Here is a 17,873-nt window from a genome sequence, read left to right on the forward strand (position 1 = left end):
GTGACCATCTCATTAACCCGCCGAAGCGGGTAAGTTAAGTCTGTAATTTGGTTATGACGAGATTCGTTCAAAAAAATGCTTTGCTGTCTCAATGGATTCGATAGCAACATTTTTATTTATGGATGCTTCCACAAGCTTATAGTCAGATTCATTTCTCGCTTGTCGCATCTGACGAAGTTCATAGCCGAGTATCTTTAATCTTGCGGCTGATAACTTTTCTTCTGGTTTCCCCAGGTCACCCTTCATATATTTTATCAGGTTTGCATGGTGATTGTTATTACAGCGTGGAATGTTACTTAATTCCTCATGAGCCTTATGAAACATAGAATAGTAGGCTCTTGAAACTGCATTTCTAAAACCAGCCTCACATTCATTCTCTAAACAATGGGTACTTGAATCAAGAAAGTCCTTACCACTTATAGTCATAAGTATCCCCCTTAACATTTACTCTTTGAGAGGTAAAGCGTGCGACCATTTCGCAATCATCCATTTCTGGCAACCCACAAACTAGCTCAGCAAGCTCGAAATTTAGTTCCACTATCTTTTTGGGTTCTATATTTTGCGTTTCGACAAGATAGTCACCACCGTAGCTTGGGTAAATATTTACGCTACCGGGAACAATTTTATGTTTTTCCAATATGTCATTAGTCAATTTTCCAAGACATTTTAACTGGGCAGGCGTACAAACTTTTGCCTCATAGCATTCATTTAATCCAGAAACCAATTCTTTCATATAAAGTCTGGCTCCATCTCTGTCATCACCATCATTTAAAATAGCAATATGGCGCGTTAAATGCTTCTCTACAAGATCTATCGACCCAATTCTATATGCTTCTGTTCCAGCTAAGACAGTCAACATTCTGCCACCAAATCTATCAGACAATGCAAAAATGACTTCATTCATTTTATTGTAATGAAATCTTTTAAATAAAAAAGCGGCAAAATTTGTCGCGATAGTTAGGCTTCCAAGGTCAATATGCTTCGAAAAATGTTGATATGCTAGATCATCTTCGCCATTGAGTGCATACGCAAAGCCCACAGCACAGACATCGTTAGGATCGGTGCTGTACTGAAAATTTTTCAATACTGAACGATACGTGAACTCATCTATTGGTTCGCGGTTCTCCAGCATTTGACCAAATCTTGTAATCAACTCGGCAGACTTTTTAGCAGGCTGCGCCATACACCCTCGACAATCCATGACAATTTGCCGCTATCGTAACTTCTAAAGCATGCTGCCTACAAGGCTGTAAATTTGATCATGCAATAGTTGGACAACTTCACTTCACCTTCACACAATCGTAAGTGGCGAACTCCCGCGGGGAGTTCATGCTGGCGCGAAGCATCTGCGTATTCAGAAACGCCTTGCCGTCTCGCTTTATGTACTCCATGCCAACCCATAGCCCTGGCTGGCTTGTGGCCATGCGCCATTCCATTTTGATGTTATTGTAATCTTCCTTTTGTTTTAGGAAGGTTATCTTCTGCGACTCTGGTTTTGCGCCATTGATACGAACAAAGCCATCGTCATTGCCGCTCGTTGAAAACACATAATCGCCACATCGCATGTATGGTTGACCTGCAGATAACGCAGGGTTGGACGCAATCAAAGAGAATGAGGCAAGTATTAGAGTAAATATTTTGTTCATTACGCACCGGTTTTTATAAGCGTTGAATCGCTTAACTTATCAGCGTTCCCACGCGCAAAGCACATCATATCCATGTACCACGCCTGGCCCCTTGTGTCGCCAGTATAGTCGATCGCTTTCACGATATAAACGCCATCAGTGGCCACGCTGGCTGGTTGCTGCAGGGAGCCTACAACCACCCGATTTCCATTCTGGTCGGTTTCACTTATTCGCCCCTGCGACTGTGCAACCTCGCTATCTGAAAGCGATGTACGGAACACTGAGGCCTGATCCAGCTGAATCAGTCCATTGATCCGTATGTTGGGGTTGATGAGACACCGCACGTTCACGCCTGCCCCCATGGTCTGCTGCGGGCGGCCAATTAGCCCCGAGTAAGCATTCAACACGATGGCTTCATGAATATACTTATTTTCCGGGACCATCTGCACAGTGCCATCCACCAGCTGCCATGTAGCTCTGCACATACCGGCAACGTCATCCATTACATCGCGCGTGGATTTGTAGAGCGGTAATCCCCGCGGGAAAACGGTTGTCGGCATGTCGCCGGTGATCCCTGCTGTTACCCCGAAAGGATTGAAACTTTTCATAGCGGCGTTGTGAATGTCTGCCACAGTATAACCTGCGGCCAAGGTCGTGTTGACGCTGGCATAAAGGAACGCTTCGTGATCGCCCACAGCCTGGATCAGCAGCCAGGAGTCTACGGCGTTATCCTTGCCGGTGACGGTGAAACGAATATCGCCTTCGAAGATCAACCCAAAGTTTTGGCCGTCACGCTGCCCACTTTGCGCCGGATCCACGTTACGCGCTTTGCCGAGTTTGTCCTCGGTTACGCTCGGCGCGATACCGTCATAACCCGCAATAATACGGACCTTCGAAAACTCGTTGGCCATAATGCGGTTATTGGTATCTGCTGACAGGTTGTAAATCTTGACGTTCGCCACTCGAGGCCAGCGCGTATCAGCCCACTCGATGGTAAAGGTGACCTTAAAATCTGACAGGCTTATCCCGTCACCGCCTTGGTTGAGCATCTGCAGCTCAAAGTGGCGCATCCAATTCTGGCTCATTGTCACTCCTGTACGAAATATAGATGGCTGGCGATCCCAAGATTCGTTTTAGTCGGGTATTCTTCTGCAGCGGTATCAGTTACCACGACCAACGAGCCGTTAATGCCCAGGTATTTATACTGTCCGAGCAAGTCGGCCCCCGTCACTACCGGTATGCCGGACACCAGAGCAGCCCCGGAACCGTCCATTAAATCCAGCATCCACCCGGCAGCATCGCGCCACGTTATGCGCATATTGAACGCCTGTCCGCCGAGAGTGATCCCGAACCGCTGATTGTTTGGCGTGAGTGGGATTTCTTGTATTTTCATCCTGCCGCCCCTAAACCAAGGATCTGCTTAATCCCTTCCGCGCTTTTCGATAACACGCTTTCGTTTACCGGTACCGGCGATTTTGTGCCGCTGTTCTGCTCTGCTGAGGTGCTCACGCCATCGGCCATATTTGCCTTATCCGCTACGCTGACGCTTTGCGTACGCGAAATGATGACCTCTTTCAGCGTAAGAACGCACATCAACACATTTTCACTGGTGCGGTCAGTGGTGACATCAATGGCCCGGATCAGCATGTTTTTGTACTGCCGCTTACCGGTGGTGACGTCCATCGGCAATCTGTCCGCCTGCAGGTCAAGCAACTGCTGATAAACCTCCGCGGGCCCCGTTCCCAGCGATAGCCCCGTATCAGCGTTAAAAATGGCGGTGGTATCGATGTCGTCCAGCAACGAACCGCCCGAGGCAAAGCCCAATTCCATGGTTACCTCGGCGGCGCGCTTGTAGGCGTTGTCATTAATGGCAGCACCTGCAATCACTTCGACGGGGTGCTCGGTGATTTCCAGCGTGTCATTGTGCTTTTCAGAAATGGCAACGCTAGGAACAATGGTGCCAATCCTTCGCCGCTGCTGGGAAAACAAAACAGAAAGAATATCCATTATTTTGGCCCCGTCTGAATTTGCTGGGTAAGTCGTGCATTAACGCCAGACTGACGATCGACAACCTCCATTCCTGCCCGAACGGGGTCGCTTACACCGCTAATATTGATCACTGTCTGCTGATTAAGGCTGTTACCACCAGCGCCCGGCATGTTGCTGCGTACGCGCGGGATATAGTTGCGGGTTTCCTCCGGCATGAGAGCCATCCCTCGCTTCTGGACGTTGCCGATCCCCCAGTTGTATGACGCTAGGGTTTTATCCAGATCCCCCCCATTCATGCGCATCAGTTGCGCCAGATATTTGGCCGCGGCCGTCGCTGACTTTTCAGGATCGAAAACATCGTTGCCGTGTAACCCCATATCCTTTGCAGTACCAGGCATGAACTGGAAAAGCCCTTTGGCTCCGGCACCCGATATGGCAAACTGGTTTCCGCTGGATTCGGTCAGCGCCACGCTGCGTAATAAGCCCTCAGGCAGTTGATACAGAGCTTCCAGTTGCGCCAATTTTGGTTGCAGCCATCCCAGTAGCGCGGCTCCCGCTTGCGTTGCCCGTGGGCGCTTTACCGACTGTCCGTACTGTGTTGCACCAGAAGTTCCGAGGATACCCTCATTACCCGCATGCAGACTCCAGCTTGACCACCAATCCGATATGGCTTTTTGCGGATCCCAATCAAATAGGGGCTTATCGGTTTTTTCCTTGTCTGTCAGCTTTTTGACCAGGTAGTCCCCTGCTGTCATTCCGGCCTCGTTCGCTGCCTTTTGCAAATCCCCAATTTTATTGAATAGCTCGATGGCCAAGCCTATCGCAATAATTTTTCCTGAGAACTTAAACAGCGCGGCAAGAGAGCCACTGACGCCCGTGATCGCCTTAATCATTTTTCCGGCCCAGGTGATCGCCATGTAACCGGCCAATATTTCCAGCGCAATTTTCCAGCCGCCGATAGCATCTTTAAGCGCCAGGAGCTTGTCGTGGATCCAGATAATCGCCTCTTTAGCCTTTTTGATACCCGGTTCCCACTTCGACCAATCGATCAGGCTCTTTCCGCCCTCCTTCCACGTCATGTAATCGTCTATCAACAGCCCAATAGCAAGAATGGCGGCGGTTATAAGCCCTATTGGTGACATCAGGAACGCGCTGTTCAGCATCCGCCATCCCACCAAGAGCGCACCAAAGAACCCAAGCAATTTCTTGGATTCACTGCCAAGGTTTTTCCACCAGTCGATCACGATCCCAACGGCTTGCATAGTGCGCCATGCCATTCGCCCGAACACCTCCCCCAGCCAGAGAATGCCCTTCACCACCCTGGTGATGAACTGCTCTATCTTGGGGAAGTTGTCCATAATGCGCTTGCGTAGCGTTTCCAGGGAACCGCTAAGTCCTGCGGCTAGGTCTGAACCTATCTTGTCCCTTGCCAAACCCAGCAGCGTAGTAAGCCCGCGCATTGAGGTCATGAATTTATTGGATTGCTCTGCGGCCTTTTCCGAATCCAGCCCCGTCGCTTTCAGCATGCTCTGGTAATCAGCCGTAAAGCCGGTGATCCCATGGCGCAATGAAAGCAGAGTATTTTCATCCATGCCGAAAATTTGCGCGTACTGAGTGGCGCGGTACGTGGGCATTTTTGACAGTTTTTCACCCAGGCTGGTGAATATGGCCGAGGTATCCCGCATCTGGCCGTGGGCACCGCGCGTCTGCACCCCCAGGCGATTTAAAAATCCTTCCGCCCCTGGGCTGTTACGCATAAACCGAGCGAGGTTTTCGAGGGAGCCCTGTGCAGCAGCTGCATCGGTTCCGGTCTGAGAGGCGGCATAGCCAATAGCCCGGATCCCCGCAACAGTCGCCCCTGTTCGTTGCGATGCAAAATAGACCTTATCCAGACCATTCGCGATCTGGGTGGTAAAACCGACCACGGCCAGCGCGGCCCCCTCTACCACCGCGCCCAGTTTAAGAACGTTGGCGGTAACACCGGCGACAACAGCGGAAAATTTCCGCTCACCGGCCGCGTCAATATCGAACCCCAGCGAGATCAGGAAGTCTTTGATGGTTTCTGCATTACTCATTATCGCGGCTCCATTTTTCGATCCGGCGTTCGTTCTCTGCTTTTACGTCGAGATAATCATTCATCAGGGCGATATCGAAGAGATCGACACATCCGCTCTTGAGCTCTGCCATTGAGCACATGCCCGCATCAACCGGGCGCAGAATGTAATCCTCTCCACCCGGCAGAGATTCCAGTGTCAGGCCTGCGGCTGAGCTTCCTGAATCCCTTTCTCTTGGAGTTCGCCCAAAAAATTTCCCAGCGAATCTCCCACCACCATGGCGGCGATATGCAGCATGCCCATGAGATCGATGTCGTCAAACATCAGTTGGCCATTAGCGAAAATGGCAACGTATCCGGTTCCCTGTTGGCGCAGCACCACCGCCAGGCAAGGATGGATAATTGCATTGCAGTCTTCTTCGCTCATATCCGAGAGGGTTTGCGCTATCACCGGCAACGCGGTTTTAAGCGCATCTTCAATCGTGATTTGCCCGGTTTTTAACTGCTTGAGAACCTTCATTTCTCCAAGCAATCCTGATAACACCGGCAGCAGCTTGCGGGATACTTTCAACTGTTCGAACACGCCCAGTTTAATGGAGCGATATTTCTGGCCCTTGATTTCGAATTCCATGCATTACTCCTTAAAACGTGCCAAGCAACATGTCGATCTTGCCTGCATCAAATACCCAAGAAACTGTGCCGCCGTCTTTGGCGTTCTGCCAGTCCGGAACCTTCTGGAATGCCACCGAACGGGCCGAGCACAAGTCGTTACTGGCGCTGTTACGCACAACGATCACGTTGTTGCCCCAGGTAGCAGACGAAAGCGACTGCGCTGCATAGAGGGCGCTCAGTTTCGCGTTGGTTGGGCTGGTCTTGAGAAGAGTCACCGTGATAGTGCCGCCTTTACCGGCATGCAGGCTGTGCATCACGGAACCATCAGCACCAATGGTCATGGTGTTTTTTGCCTCCACCATGGCAACCGTGACCCCCTCCTCGGCGTTCCCGGCACCATAGCCCAGGTCAAACGCGCCGCCTGGCCCGACAATCGAGGCCGAAACATCTAAAAAGCTGTAAGTAGACATTTTTGCCCCTTATCGATTTACGTTAATAATCACGTCGGCGAAGTGAACGGCACCGGCCAGTTTGATAGCGCACTGGATCACCGGCGCTTTACGGGCCTCACGGTCAGCCTGGGCTTGCGTTGCGATCGGTGGCGCATAGGCGTAATAACCCGCAGGCAACGTGTCGCCGGTGGCCAGGCTTCCGACTGGGTCACCATTCCAAACACCTGGTGCAATCAACCCGTTCGTCACACCTTGCTCGAGCGAACCGTTGACGCTGGTCAGCAGGCGCGTAATCCCAGGATCGGTCTGTGGCACCTTCGTGGTGCTCGTGTAGAGCACGTTATAGAGGTTGTTCTGTACGTAGTTCTGCAGCCAGTCCAGCCCGTGGCGCTCATCAAAGAAATCGCCGTTGCACATCAGGCCTTCTTGGATGATTGCCGTGTCGTTGTCGTAGTTGACGAACACGTTGCAGTTTTTCGCGGTCAGGGTGTTGGCCTGCGTCTGGGTCAACGTCTCGGCGGCGATCCCCGGCTGCTGCTTAAATTTCAGGGTGATCGTGGTGTTGTTGCCCAAGAAATTGACGGTGAAGGCGCGGCCAAAAATCGACGCGGTAGCGTACGGGCTGGCGCTAGAATACTGCGTGAACGTCCGGCCATACTTCGCGGCTTTCAGCTTGCTGCAAATGTCATCGGTGATATCCAGATCCATGGCTGCGGTGTTCTGCGTCGTGTAACCGAAGATGCGGGAAATATCATCGGACTGGATAAACGCAGCAACGCTCACGACATCATCATCGATCAGCGACGTGTCTGCGATTTGCAGCCCATACCAACCCGTGGACATATCGGCCAGTTTGTAGATGCAGGACAAAATATTTTCTGCAGCTGCGCGCGGGATTGCCAAGGCACCGGCATCCTGCCCCGCTTTCATCATCGCGGAAATGTCGGTACCGGTGGTGTTCGCCGAACCGTAACCAACTGCAGACGCGGAGCCGGTGGTTTTCGACGTGATAATGAAACGGCTGTTTGCCGCATCCCACGTCACCAGCGCGGTGGTCAATTTGTCAGAAATTCGGGCGGCCACACCGTTCAAGTTGGTTTCCGCTGAGAAATCCACGGCGGTGATCGTCTTGGCCGTGCCATCGATGGAGATTTTCATCGCGCCATCGGTGACGGTCGCCCAGGTGCTGATCGCCATCTGCGCCGGTGTCAAAATCCCACAGCGCAACAATGCCGCCTGGTCGGCCTTAATCCACCGGCCAATATAAAGCGTCTTTGGTTGCGGCACCTGTTGGTAGTACAGCTGCGCTGCCTGGTACTCCGGCGCATCCGTCCCAAAATCATCGCCCACCTGGGTAATGCTGGTATAGGTGCGCATGCGCTGGCTGCCGTCGATCACCGGGGTACCGCCAACAATCAGGAGCGCCCCGAAGTTTCGGCCTTGCGCAGCGCGCAGGGCCATATTCACCGTCACGCTGACGATGTTAGATACAGGTAAACCCTGTGACATGGTTATTCTCCGAAGAATTGAACCGGTGCTTCTGCGATCGACTTGATGCCGTATTCGCGGATAATTTTGCGGCGCAGGCGGACGGTGATGTCGTACCGGCGGATCCACTGTTCGCTGAGAAACTCGGGAACCGCCATAATCCGCCCGTAGTCGCCAAGGGAAAGGTGCAGCTTGGTTAGCTCGTCATTGTTTTGGTTGAGGGTGATCCCGTCTCTGAACTGGATAGACGAACGCTGACCAGCAGGACCATAGAACGAGATAAGGCACTCCAGCGTTTCATGGCGCCACAGCTCCGTGCCTGCATCCGTGGTGTTGGTAAACGCCGGGTTGTCATCCGCGGTAACGGACAGCACGCCATAGGCGCACCAATTCGCATCAGCATTAGGTAACGTTCTGGTTTTATCCTGCGGCTGCCAGCGGGGGACCATCATCTTGCCAGGCAGACCAGACACGGCGCTGATCCAGCGGGATAAATTCCGCTCTAGCGCCTCGTCATAATCGGTATCGTCAACAGTGGGAGTGAGCCAGCCAGCTTGTGTGCTGTCATTGCTCAATGGCGGTACCTCCATCGATTGGGTTCAGTTCGCAGTGGGCCTGGACGAAACCGGCGCCGTAGGCAGTGTAAGGGTCCACCGACTTCACCAGGTATTCGCGATTTTGATACGTCACGATGTCACCCAGCATGTCAGTACCGCCAGAGGTCAGCCGTTCGGTGGTGACGATCAGGATGTTGCCGGTGACCGCCTGCCCAGACATCCGGATTTGCGCCTCGATCGACCGGTCCACGGTAACCACGCCAGAAAAAGCAAACGAGGTGATCACCGTTTCCGCATAGCCATCGCCATCAACCACCACGTTGCGGCGCTTGTAGGTCAGCGTCGTGTCGCAAAAATCCGGGTCGAATAACACGTCTGTCACATCAAGAAGAGGCATCTTTATTCCTCACTATGTAGGTTATGGCCCGCAGAAGTCCGCCCGTGAGATAAAGAGGCTTATCGCCCTTACCCTTGGCGCGGCGGCTACGCCTGGTGGACTCGGCGAGAGGGGAAAGCTTGTCGCCAGCTTGGATAATCCCTTTGGCGCTATTCGATGCCACTATCCCGGCGCGCGCCAGAGAGGTCTCAGCACTGGCCATTTGGCCCGAAACTGCTGCTTGTGTGGCGTTTTTTAAGTGCCCCACAATGTCCTTTTTGCCTTCCTCGACGCCGGGTTCCAAAAATGGCCGCGGCGGAATGGTCACCGCATAGGCCTGAACAGCGTGGATCGTGGTGAAATTGCTTTTGCTGGCTTTGACGAACCGGCCATTGTTGGCAAAGGTGCCATCAGGGCGGATCCTCCGGTTCACTGCAGTGGTTCGGGCTGGCACCTGGATGGTGCCCCCATACGATTGGATGTAGCCCAGTTCGGCATTGTTTAACGCGTCACCTTCACCACGTTCTGCCCGATCGGATGGGATGCCCACCAGCACCTCTTTTTTGGTCAGCGCCTTTAATGCCTCCAATACCGCTGCAGCGTTATCGCTTCTGACCCGGAGCCCACTTTTTATGCCCATTATGGCGTTCCCAGTTGAATTGCCCCGGCACCGAATATCATCAAGTATTCCCAGAACTCAGATCCGTAGCGGGTGTTGTTCCAGAAACCAGCATCAGGATTCAAAGTCACGCTGGCGTCATAGCTGACAGAGACCTTGTCCACCGATTTTGAAGTCTGCACCCCACTATTGGCCCCACCCGCTGAACCTATCGCAACCCCGCGCATATCAGCAGCATAAAGCGCCATGTAATGTGCAACGAACAGGCCGACAACATAAGGGAAGATCTCTTCACCGAACCGGCTTTCGCTCAGCAGAACATCGGCCAGCGCCAACCGGGCGCTGATCATGGGTGTCGGGTAGGCCGTGGTATCTTTGAACTGAGGGAACATCTCGCGGAATTGGTCAGGCGTCGGTAGGCTTTGGTTTCTTGCCATTGGCTTTAGCCTCTGCGAGTTGCGTTTCAAGTTCCGCAATGCGTGCGTCTTTTTCCACCATCAACGTTTCAAGTTCCGCAATGCGTGGATCCGACTCCGTTGTTGGAGCCTCCCCGTCAGGCGAACAATGAGCCTTCACAAACCAGTGTTCAGCGACATCACTTTCAACGTCATGAAAGCCTGTGCCAAACGCCTTGATATTTGCACCATCATTAAAATTAAACGGCGCCAACACATAGATTCTCTTCATTGCAACTCCTCAGAAAGCAGCCCCAATTAAGGGGCTGTTGGCTTAAATGCCGTCCATGTAGTTCAGGGTTTCCGGGTAAACCGGTTCGATTACACCCAACTTGCCGTAGTAGGTCACAAGCTGATAAAGCCCGCGGTACTGGATCGGCACGCTTTGCAGAGGAACCATTGGGAAGCGAACGAACTTTTTGGTGTTTGTATATGCGAGCATCCGGTCTTTGCTCGCAACACCACGACCGATAGCCCATTTAACTGGGCGAATGTTCAGCGGCTTGCCATTCTGGTGGAAAGCAATAGTGTTGGTTTCCAGATAAGTCAGCAGTGACTGGTTACCTGCGGATGACACAATCGTGCTTGCCAGGAATGAATACTGTTCTGGCGGGATCAGTAGGTCTTCAGGCACTTTCGAATATGCAGAGCGTGTCCACGCGTTACTCAGCACCTGGTTGATACATGCGCGGATTTCATCGGGGGTTGATGTTGCCCAGGTTTTAGCCGCGTTGGTAGGTGTTATCTGCGATAGGTTCAAAAGCCCCTTGGCGCCTTTTATCGCATCCCCGACATACACCTGCTCGTCAGTGTCCATGTTCCATTTCAACTGCATCCCATCGTATTTCTGGGTGTCGATTGGACGGCCCACCTGTGCCGCCGCAGCCAGCTCTACAATTGTCCAGCCCAGTTCCATCCCCCAAAGTTCCAGCGGGAAACCCGTTCTTTCGATATTAACGTTCAGCCCTGCAATGGCGGTTGCAAGCTGGTTAATCCAGTTCTTGCCATTCGCATTCGGGGAGCCAGCGGCTCCAAACGTGGTATTCGTGAATGAACTGATTTCATCTGCGATGGAAACATCTTCGCGCAGCTCAATGTCACGGCTCCATGTCTGGGACGTCAGCGGTAAGTTCAGCGTCTGGTCAAGTCGCTCCAACTCGTGGATCAGAAAGGCACCAGTGCTATCAACTGTTGCCTGATCAAAAGTCATTGGCATTTTTTAATGCTCCCTTAAATGTTGTATGCCAGTTCAATGTTCCCATCGGCATCGCCAGGGCCATTAAAAACTGCGTTAGTGACTTGAACGGTATTTGCACCGTCTGCGGCGGCAAGGAATGCGCCCAAGGGGCTTGCTTCTGTTGGTGTACCAACGCGCATATAAACCGGGGCATAAAGGGAAACCGCTGAAGCGTTACCACCGATATTGACAGTGACGTAACCGCGCTTCATGTTGTCGCCCGTAAAATTGAAGCCAGAACCAATCTGGCGAACTTTATCGGGCTGTGATGCGGTCGGGTAAGGACGTACATAGATCCCCGCCATCACCGTAGCGGCGTCACCTGCCTCGACAGGAACGAATTTTCCGCCCGCAATTTTTCCACCTAGGCCATAGGCCGCGAATGGTTTGGTAGAATCGAGCACATGAGGCTCTACGGTTAAATCCTGCGGGCGTGAAATAGCCCCGGCGATGCCCGCAGGCATCCGGTAAAGGATGGTGTTAGCCATGTTTTAGCCTCGTTTAGCCCAGAGTTCTTTCGCAGCCTTGTTGATATCCGCGATAGATTTTGTGGTGTTGGTGGTCATGTTGCGGAAACTGTCGGTAGTTTGCGCGGTGGTGTTGCGGTTTTTGGCCAGTTCAGAAACTGCGTTAAATGCCATATCAACCGTGGCTCTGTTCAGTTTGGCAATATCTGCATCGCCTACAATCGAACGCACCAGCAGTTGATCGGCTGAGACCAGAACCTGACGCTTAAACGCGGTTGGTTTAGCCTTGGCTGGTAACTGGATACCGGGCTGGATCAAATCAGCACGGTAGGCAGCATCGCCAGTCACAGCCCCCTCAGATTCGTCTTTTTCGTCTTCGTTTTCATCACCAACAGCCGGTGATGCCGGAGTGAGTTTTGCCACCGCGGCGATCAACGCTTTCCCCCATTCCGGTATAACCTCTTCCGAATCGGTGGTGACGGGCAGCGTCGGCGCGGGCATCGGGCCTTGTGGTGAAAGATTGATGACCACGCCGCCTGGTGTCATGGCGGTTGTCACGTCATCGTTATCACCGGTCATATTTTCCGGCGGGTTATCGATCAGATTCGCCATTTCGGCGGAGTCGTTGGTTTTGCGGGCCTTTAAAAGCCGGGTAAACCAGTTTTTAGTAGTGCTCGGCATAGCGTCTCCCAATGCACAACGTGAACCAGCCCGCCCGTTAGGGACAAAGGCCAGATGATTACCGGTGATCGCATACTGCTCCGCGACACCCGGCGAGATTTGGCGATAGTCAGCGTCATAGCCGCAACTTACTTCGTCGTCGCCGTCCTCAACCGCTTGGATGGCCTCAGGCGTTTTAGCGATGACATCAGCCAGTAGCAGATCGGAATTCTCTCCTTCTCCGCGCCTGACGTTCTGGATGTGGCCATTTGCTAACTGCCGCCAGTTCTGCGGCGTGACAAAAATAATGTTTCCGCTGAAGTCCTTCGGATGACCGATGGTGACGGCAATTCCTTCGAATGATGCGATCGTGCGCTCGCTAAATACCTCCTCAGGCGTTCGACGGACAACTATTAGCCCGTCTTGATCTGGGGTTAAATCGGGTAACTCCTCCGCGCCATAAACCTGTTCGCCGGTTCGCCCGATAGGTACGTCTTTAAAAAGAATTGAGCCGTCCGCCAACTGGAAGCGGGTATTACCCAGGCGGGTCTTAAAGAAATATTTCATGGGTTACCTGCCAATTGCGGGCAATAAAAAAGGCCGCTCAATGGCGACCTGTTACTTTCTTGGGCTGGGTATCTGTACCTCAGACCAGCATTTGCAGTTGGGTAAGCATCCTGCATGACCGGTCATACCGTCCAGCGTTGGCGGGTTAGCCCAATACACGAATTTATTGCGCATCTTGAAATGTGATGGCCGTGTGCCTGCTCCTTCAATGCGCCACCAGTAGCCTTCGGAACCCACCGACAAAGCGCGGGCCTGTGTCAGCGCGCCGGTAGCTCTGCCAATCTCAGTACGCGCTATCAGCTGCGCACGGCTGGCGGCCACATCACCGGATTGCATGATCATTTCGTACAGTTGATCGGGGCGTTCACCATTGATAACGGCCCGAATGGCACGGTCTTGAATATCTTTCACGCGGTCGGCGGCTTCTAACGGTAACGACTTAATCATTTGAATTTGCCGGTAAACGATATCGTGCGTAACCTGCCCCACCGGGGTATTGCCAACTACATCACGAAGCCCCTCAGATATCTGGTGCGAAACCGATCGCCACTGGTTCCACTCTTCACGCTCCACTTGCAGGAACATCTTACGAGCCACTTGTGCGGCCCAATCGTCAATCACCTGCGAGTAATCGATAAGATACCCGGCGACCGTGTCAGCGCTTGCCTGGGAGCCATCGTAGGAGCCAGTGACTATCTGATTTATCTCGTTGACTATCGCCAGTAGGCTTTTCTGGTACTGGATTTCCGAACGACGGCGGAGCGCTGGTTTCAGATTCATGCTCCGCATACTGCGACTTCGCATTCTCAATATCCTCGTCAGTGATCGACGCACCAATGCCCGTTACGCCTGCGGTTTCTCGCAAATCGGTCAGAGCGGCAGCAGGGGACATACCCAATTCACGCACCGCTGTTGCCAGCGCGGTAGTGGTGTTTGTTGCCACCGTTGAGCGATCAACGTTGCTCATCTGCCATAGTGGGTTAAATTCAAACGTGAAGTCATCAGGCAAGGGCTCGCCAAACTCAGAACGGTGCAACACTTCATAGAGCAAGCGCACCGGCGCACGTAAATCATTCTCCTGTAGCGCGCCAATATCGTCATAGTAGTTAGCCAAATCGGTGTCGCCCGTTGAGAACCCTTTCGGAGACTGGCGGAAAAGCCTCACCAACGGGATACCGACAGCCCCGGCGATATCCTCTTTGAATTCACTCAGCAGATCGGACAATCCAGCGAACGAATAAGAGTGTGTTTCGAAAGTGTCCTCGGCATCAAAGAGAGACATCCCCTCATTGGTCTGGAACTGGCGCACCATATCCATTTGCTTGACCAGTGCTTCGAAAGGCTTGCCGCCCATCGCGATAATCTCGCGTAGCTTCTTGATCTTCGCTGTACGCAGATGCGCTTTATAGGCAAGTTGTGCAGCACCGACGCTTGTACTGTCATACGACGTCAGGCGATCGAAGATGCGTTCAACAATGGACATGCCCCATTCGTTTTCCGTAAGCGCTTGCTGATAGGGCAACTCAACGCCATCCATACGGATCAGCCGACTGTGGTTAACCGTCCACGGTGGAATACCCTGCGCAGTGGTAACAATGTCGTATACCTCAGGCTTGCCGAGGTCTGGCCCAAGCGTTTTGATGCGGCGGCTAAGATTAGGATTAATCATCCAGCGGTCAAGCACTGCCAAGCCCTTAAAGCTGCCTTTTCCTACCTTATCCAGCATAAGTGGAGTAAGTGGTGCCTGGCCTTCGATAAGGATAAGCCCCACTGCGCCGCCATAAAGCCTTGACCATTTCAGCGTTTTGTTGAGACGCTCCCACAGCTTTAACTCTTCAAACTTGGCCTCCAAAATGCCGCGGCGTTTTGGGTCGATTTCGCTGGTGATCCGGGTGCCTTTTTTCGTCATGTCATCGGGTTTGGCGTCAACAGCCGCGCCAATGATCCACGACGAACGATAGGCCCACTCAATCAGCAGACGGTTTCGACTGGTGTAGTTGGAACGATAGGTTGATGCTGCATGCTGGTTTGGCTGCTGCAAGCCAACCCGCGCGACAAAGTTATCGTAAGAGTCAGCCGTTGCGACTTTTTGTTTACGTGTCATTACTGACTCCCAAGAATGTTCCAGATATCCATGGCGGTATCCCTCGGCGCGTAATTGATCATCACCGAGTCAGCCAGGTTGGGGGATTTCGTACCATCGGGCTGTTTATCCACGATGATTTTACCCACCCCATTAATGGAGTATGTTGGTTGTGAAAGCTCGATGATGAGTTTGTCTTTGCTTTCCATCGTGCTACTGATGGAAATGAGTTCATCGGGGTTGTAGGCCATACCCTCAACCACCGCGCGGTAGGTGTTTTGAAACAGTTTGCGTAAGTGCCACCAGCTTTGAGCCTTGGCGTTAGCAAAGAAGTCTTTGTTTAGGCGTGCGGCCTGGCCGTTATCGCCTCTCACCGCTTCATCATCGGGATCGAACACCCCGCCACTACCACGAAACGGCGTAGCGAGAATTGAAGGGCGACGCGCCTCCTTTCTCAATTCGTTAATGGCTCTTGCATCGCCGCGAACGCCTGCGCCCAGGCCGTCCTCATCAAAGCGAAACTCTTCAAGGTTGTCAGCCTCGCAGTAGCCGAAAACCTTCTCGACCGACTGGTAAATGTCGCTGCCGACACCAGACCATTCTCGGACATTCTCAAGCAGGAATCCGTGGCGGCTCGAAAAGGCGTTTTTATCGCGACCTTCGTCCGCAACGTCCATTGCGCCGAGACGCTTGCCAGTGGGCTGAATACCCAACTTGATATGCGCATCGACAGCGGCCTGTACCCAATCGGACGGGATAAGCACGCCCTCGGCAGATGCGCTGTAGTTAAGGTCTAGCTCTTGCGCTACCACCACCGGGTTGTCGATCTTGTCGCATTCTTTGCGATACCAGGCATCGTCCTTGCGCGGGTCACTGCGCCAGTGAAACGTAAACACCGGGATTTTCCCGCTGTGCCGCTTTTGAGCGAAAGGGTTAGCCATACCGTTGACCGATGAGAGATCGATACGGCAACGCGTGGTTTGAGATAACGCAGCATCAATGAGCAGGGGCCGCTGCAGGAATGCAGCCTCATCCACCAGATAGAGTGTGGTGCGGTCACCGCGACCGATGTTATCACCAGCCTCGCCCTTGATTACGGCTCCGGTATCAGGGAACTCAACACGCATATAGGGTGCATGCTTTTTGTCATTCCAACTACCGCGAAACTCCACTGGTAGCGTTTCAACGAATTTACGCGCTTTCCAAAACAACGCTTTCGGGTCGCCGGTACTGTCCACGTATTCCTCTTTGCGGGAGCCGAACCCGATCACCATTTCTTTATTGAACAGGCACAATGAGCAGGCCATACCGATCGCCGTCCAACTCAGTCCCATCTCGCGGCTTTTTTCTGTGATGCCGTTTTCCATCTTTTCCCGCCGATCCATAATCCAGCGGATCCACTCTTCTTGTTTAGGGAACAGCAAAAAGGGAATGGTTACCGGTAGACCGTAGTCAATGTTGCGCGGGTCAGTTGTCATACCCCAGTCAATAATGAACTGTGCGGGGTTGTCACGGTAGAACGCCCGGAGAGCTGGCAGCATTTCAGGATTGGCACGGATGCGCTGTAATCGCTCCATGCGCCACTCGAACACCATTTGATAATCAGGGTTCTTGAAGTCGAACGGGAACGGAATAGGCATAACTGACTACTCTGGAAAAATGAGAGAAAAATGGGACTTTTTAACATAAACACCATTTCGCGCACCGACGTAACACCACTCGCTCGCGCAATGGTTCGAACGCCTTATTTACCAATGTGTTCACGGCAAAACGGCGGGGATCGGACTGCATAAACGCTGCATAAAAAAGACCAATTTTGCATAGCATTAAAATTGAGTGAGCAGGCTATTTCTGCCAGTTTCACCCCATCATCTTGCTGTAGGCCTCGGCGGCTTCTTCCGGAGTCATGTTGACGGTCTCGGTCTGGATCGGGCCACCGCCCGCACCGGTCACCTCGGTTTTCTTCGGTGCCTCCCAGCCCTGCATTTCGCCGATCTGCTTGATGGCTCCGCGTGAGTCGTGCAACTTTAACTTGATGCCCTCTTTGCCAGCGGTGACCTCTGCGATTGCGTCCAGCAGTTCCGGGTGTTGTTTCACCGAATCCTTGAAGCGCCAGGCGGCCTGAATAATCTCTTCGCCAGTATCAGCATCAACGCCGATCTTGTGCTCTGAGAAATCCACCAAGTCACGGACGCGAGCGCGGCCCATCACAGATAATCGTTCCAGGGCTTCCGTGCGTGTCATGATGGACTCGCTGACCGTTTCGTACTGTACGGACTGGAGGAAGGCTTGAACGTTATCAAATGTTACCATCCGGCTAGCTTGCGCCCTTGCCGTGTCATCTGTCTTTGCCTTCCCCCCAGCGGCTTTGTACGCCTCTGTCTGGTTCTTGCCTTTGATGAGGTGCGTGACAAACTTTTTCTGTAGCGCTGTCAGGGCATCGAAAAGCGCCTTCTGTTCTTTCGTTAGCGTCATTTTCGACTCCTTTTAGAACTATCCACTGCTTCTTGAAGTATAACCCTCGTGATTTGGGTAACCCGTCCAGCAGGAAACAGGCCGATTATTCTGCCAAGACGGAAAATTAGCCTGGTATTTTGGAAGAAAATAAAATGCCACCAGCAACGCGCCGATCA

At 52.7% G+C, this 17,873-nt stretch carries 23 protein-coding genes; all 23 read right to left on the reverse strand.

Annotated elements, in window-relative coordinates; genetic code table 11:
* Nucleotides 1-51: 51 nt before the first annotated feature.
* Nucleotides 52-426 carry a hypothetical protein gene (locus U869_RS0127225; RefSeq protein WP_025122477.1) on the reverse strand — a complete coding sequence of 125 codons (375 nt, stop codon included), beginning with the start codon at nt 424-426 and terminating at the stop codon, nt 52-54.
* Nucleotides 410-1,183 carry a hypothetical protein gene (locus U869_RS0127230; protein WP_025122476.1) on the reverse strand — a complete coding sequence of 258 codons (774 nt, stop codon included), beginning with the start codon at nt 1,181-1,183 and terminating at the stop codon, nt 410-412. The genes U869_RS0127225 and U869_RS0127230 overlap by 17 nt, the downstream gene beginning before the upstream one ends.
* Nucleotides 1,184-1,280: 97 nt before the next feature.
* Entirely contained in the window at nt 1,281-1,646 is a 366-nt protein-coding gene (locus U869_RS0127235) for a hypothetical protein (RefSeq protein WP_025122475.1), read from the reverse strand.
* On the reverse strand, nt 1,646-2,710 hold the full coding sequence (locus tag U869_RS0127240; RefSeq protein ID WP_025122474.1) for a hypothetical protein: 1,065 nt from the start codon (nt 2,708-2,710) through the stop codon (nt 1,646-1,648). The genes U869_RS0127235 and U869_RS0127240 overlap by 1 nt, the downstream gene beginning before the upstream one ends.
* Nucleotides 2,711-2,712: 2 nt before the next feature.
* Nucleotides 2,713-3,018 (reverse strand): hypothetical protein, encoded by a 306-nt coding sequence (locus U869_RS0127245; protein WP_025122473.1) that lies wholly within the window; start codon nt 3,016-3,018, stop codon nt 2,713-2,715.
* On the reverse strand, nt 3,015-3,632 hold the full coding sequence (locus tag U869_RS0127250) for a phage baseplate protein (RefSeq protein ID WP_025122472.1): 618 nt from the start codon (nt 3,630-3,632) through the stop codon (nt 3,015-3,017). Before U869_RS0127250 ends, U869_RS0127245 begins: the two co-directional genes overlap by 4 nt.
* A complete protein-coding gene (locus U869_RS0127255) occupies nt 3,632-5,689 on the reverse strand; it encodes a lytic transglycosylase domain-containing protein (RefSeq protein ID WP_025122471.1) in 2,058 nt (685 codons plus the stop codon). Before U869_RS0127255 ends, U869_RS0127250 begins: the two co-directional genes overlap by 1 nt.
* Nucleotides 5,682-5,801 carry an NTP pyrophosphohydrolase gene (locus U869_RS0127260; RefSeq protein WP_369795081.1) on the reverse strand — a complete coding sequence of 40 codons (120 nt, stop codon included), beginning with the start codon at nt 5,799-5,801 and terminating at the stop codon, nt 5,682-5,684. The genes U869_RS0127255 and U869_RS0127260 overlap by 8 nt, the downstream gene beginning before the upstream one ends.
* Before the next feature lie 65 nt (nt 5,802-5,866).
* Nucleotides 5,867-6,298: a phage tail assembly chaperone gene (locus U869_RS0127265; protein ID WP_025122469.1), complete on the reverse strand. Its 432-nt coding sequence runs from the start codon at nt 6,296-6,298 to the stop codon at nt 5,867-5,869.
* 10 nt (nt 6,299-6,308) lie between these two features.
* Nucleotides 6,309-6,749, reverse strand: a complete 441-nt coding sequence (locus U869_RS0127270) for a DUF3277 family protein (protein WP_025122468.1) — start codon at nt 6,747-6,749, stop codon at nt 6,309-6,311.
* A 9-nt stretch (nt 6,750-6,758) separates the two neighbouring features.
* Nucleotides 6,759-8,240 carry a DUF3383 domain-containing protein gene (locus U869_RS0127275; RefSeq protein ID WP_025122467.1) on the reverse strand — a complete coding sequence of 494 codons (1,482 nt, stop codon included), beginning with the start codon at nt 8,238-8,240 and terminating at the stop codon, nt 6,759-6,761.
* 2 nt (nt 8,241-8,242) lie between these two features.
* Nucleotides 8,243-8,809 carry a hypothetical protein gene (locus tag U869_RS0127280; protein WP_029988022.1) on the reverse strand — a complete coding sequence of 189 codons (567 nt, stop codon included), beginning with the start codon at nt 8,807-8,809 and terminating at the stop codon, nt 8,243-8,245.
* Entirely contained in the window at nt 8,784-9,173 is a 390-nt protein-coding gene (locus U869_RS0127285) for a hypothetical protein (protein ID WP_025122465.1), read from the reverse strand. Before U869_RS0127285 ends, U869_RS0127280 begins: the two co-directional genes overlap by 26 nt.
* Nucleotides 9,160-9,792, reverse strand: a complete 633-nt coding sequence (locus U869_RS0127290) for a hypothetical protein (protein WP_232785408.1) — start codon at nt 9,790-9,792, stop codon at nt 9,160-9,162. The genes U869_RS0127285 and U869_RS0127290 overlap by 14 nt, the downstream gene beginning before the upstream one ends.
* Nucleotides 9,792-10,208, reverse strand: coding sequence for a DUF4054 domain-containing protein (locus U869_RS0127295; RefSeq protein WP_025122463.1), 417 nt, complete (start codon nt 10,206-10,208; stop codon nt 9,792-9,794). The genes U869_RS0127290 and U869_RS0127295 overlap by 1 nt, the downstream gene beginning before the upstream one ends.
* The gene (locus U869_RS0127300) at nt 10,177-10,458 is read right to left on the reverse strand and encodes a hypothetical protein (RefSeq protein WP_025122462.1); all 282 of its coding nucleotides are present in this window, start codon (nt 10,456-10,458) and stop codon (nt 10,177-10,179) included. The genes U869_RS0127295 and U869_RS0127300 overlap by 32 nt, the downstream gene beginning before the upstream one ends.
* Nucleotides 10,459-10,500: 42 nt before the next feature.
* A complete protein-coding gene (locus U869_RS0127305; RefSeq protein ID WP_025122461.1) occupies nt 10,501-11,442 on the reverse strand; it encodes a DUF2184 domain-containing protein in 942 nt (313 codons plus the stop codon).
* A gap of 14 nt (nt 11,443-11,456) precedes the next feature.
* On the reverse strand, nt 11,457-11,951 hold the full coding sequence (locus U869_RS0127310; RefSeq protein WP_025122460.1) for a hypothetical protein: 495 nt from the start codon (nt 11,949-11,951) through the stop codon (nt 11,457-11,459).
* A gap of 3 nt (nt 11,952-11,954) precedes the next feature.
* Nucleotides 11,955-13,157: a DUF2213 domain-containing protein gene (locus U869_RS0127315; RefSeq protein WP_025122459.1), complete on the reverse strand. Its 1,203-nt coding sequence runs from the start codon at nt 13,155-13,157 to the stop codon at nt 11,955-11,957.
* A gap of 51 nt (nt 13,158-13,208) precedes the next feature.
* Nucleotides 13,209-13,742 carry a phage minor head protein gene (locus U869_RS0127320; RefSeq protein WP_029988020.1) on the reverse strand — a complete coding sequence of 178 codons (534 nt, stop codon included), beginning with the start codon at nt 13,740-13,742 and terminating at the stop codon, nt 13,209-13,211.
* 70 nt (nt 13,743-13,812) lie between these two features.
* Nucleotides 13,813-15,261, reverse strand: a complete 1,449-nt coding sequence (locus U869_RS0127325; RefSeq protein WP_025122457.1) for a DUF1073 domain-containing protein — start codon at nt 15,259-15,261, stop codon at nt 13,813-13,815.
* Entirely contained in the window at nt 15,261-16,880 is a 1,620-nt protein-coding gene (locus U869_RS0127330; RefSeq protein WP_025122456.1) for a bacteriophage TerL protein, read from the reverse strand. The genes U869_RS0127325 and U869_RS0127330 overlap by 1 nt, the downstream gene beginning before the upstream one ends.
* A 220-nt stretch (nt 16,881-17,100) precedes the next feature.
* Nucleotides 17,101-17,715 (reverse strand): terminase small subunit, encoded by a 615-nt coding sequence (locus U869_RS31185; RefSeq protein WP_029988018.1) that lies wholly within the window; start codon nt 17,713-17,715, stop codon nt 17,101-17,103.
* Between the last annotated feature and the right edge of the window lie 158 nt (nt 17,716-17,873).

The organism is Serratia sp. H1w (genome assembly GCF_000633355.1).
Taxonomy (GTDB): domain Bacteria; phylum Pseudomonadota; class Gammaproteobacteria; order Enterobacterales; family Enterobacteriaceae; genus Chania.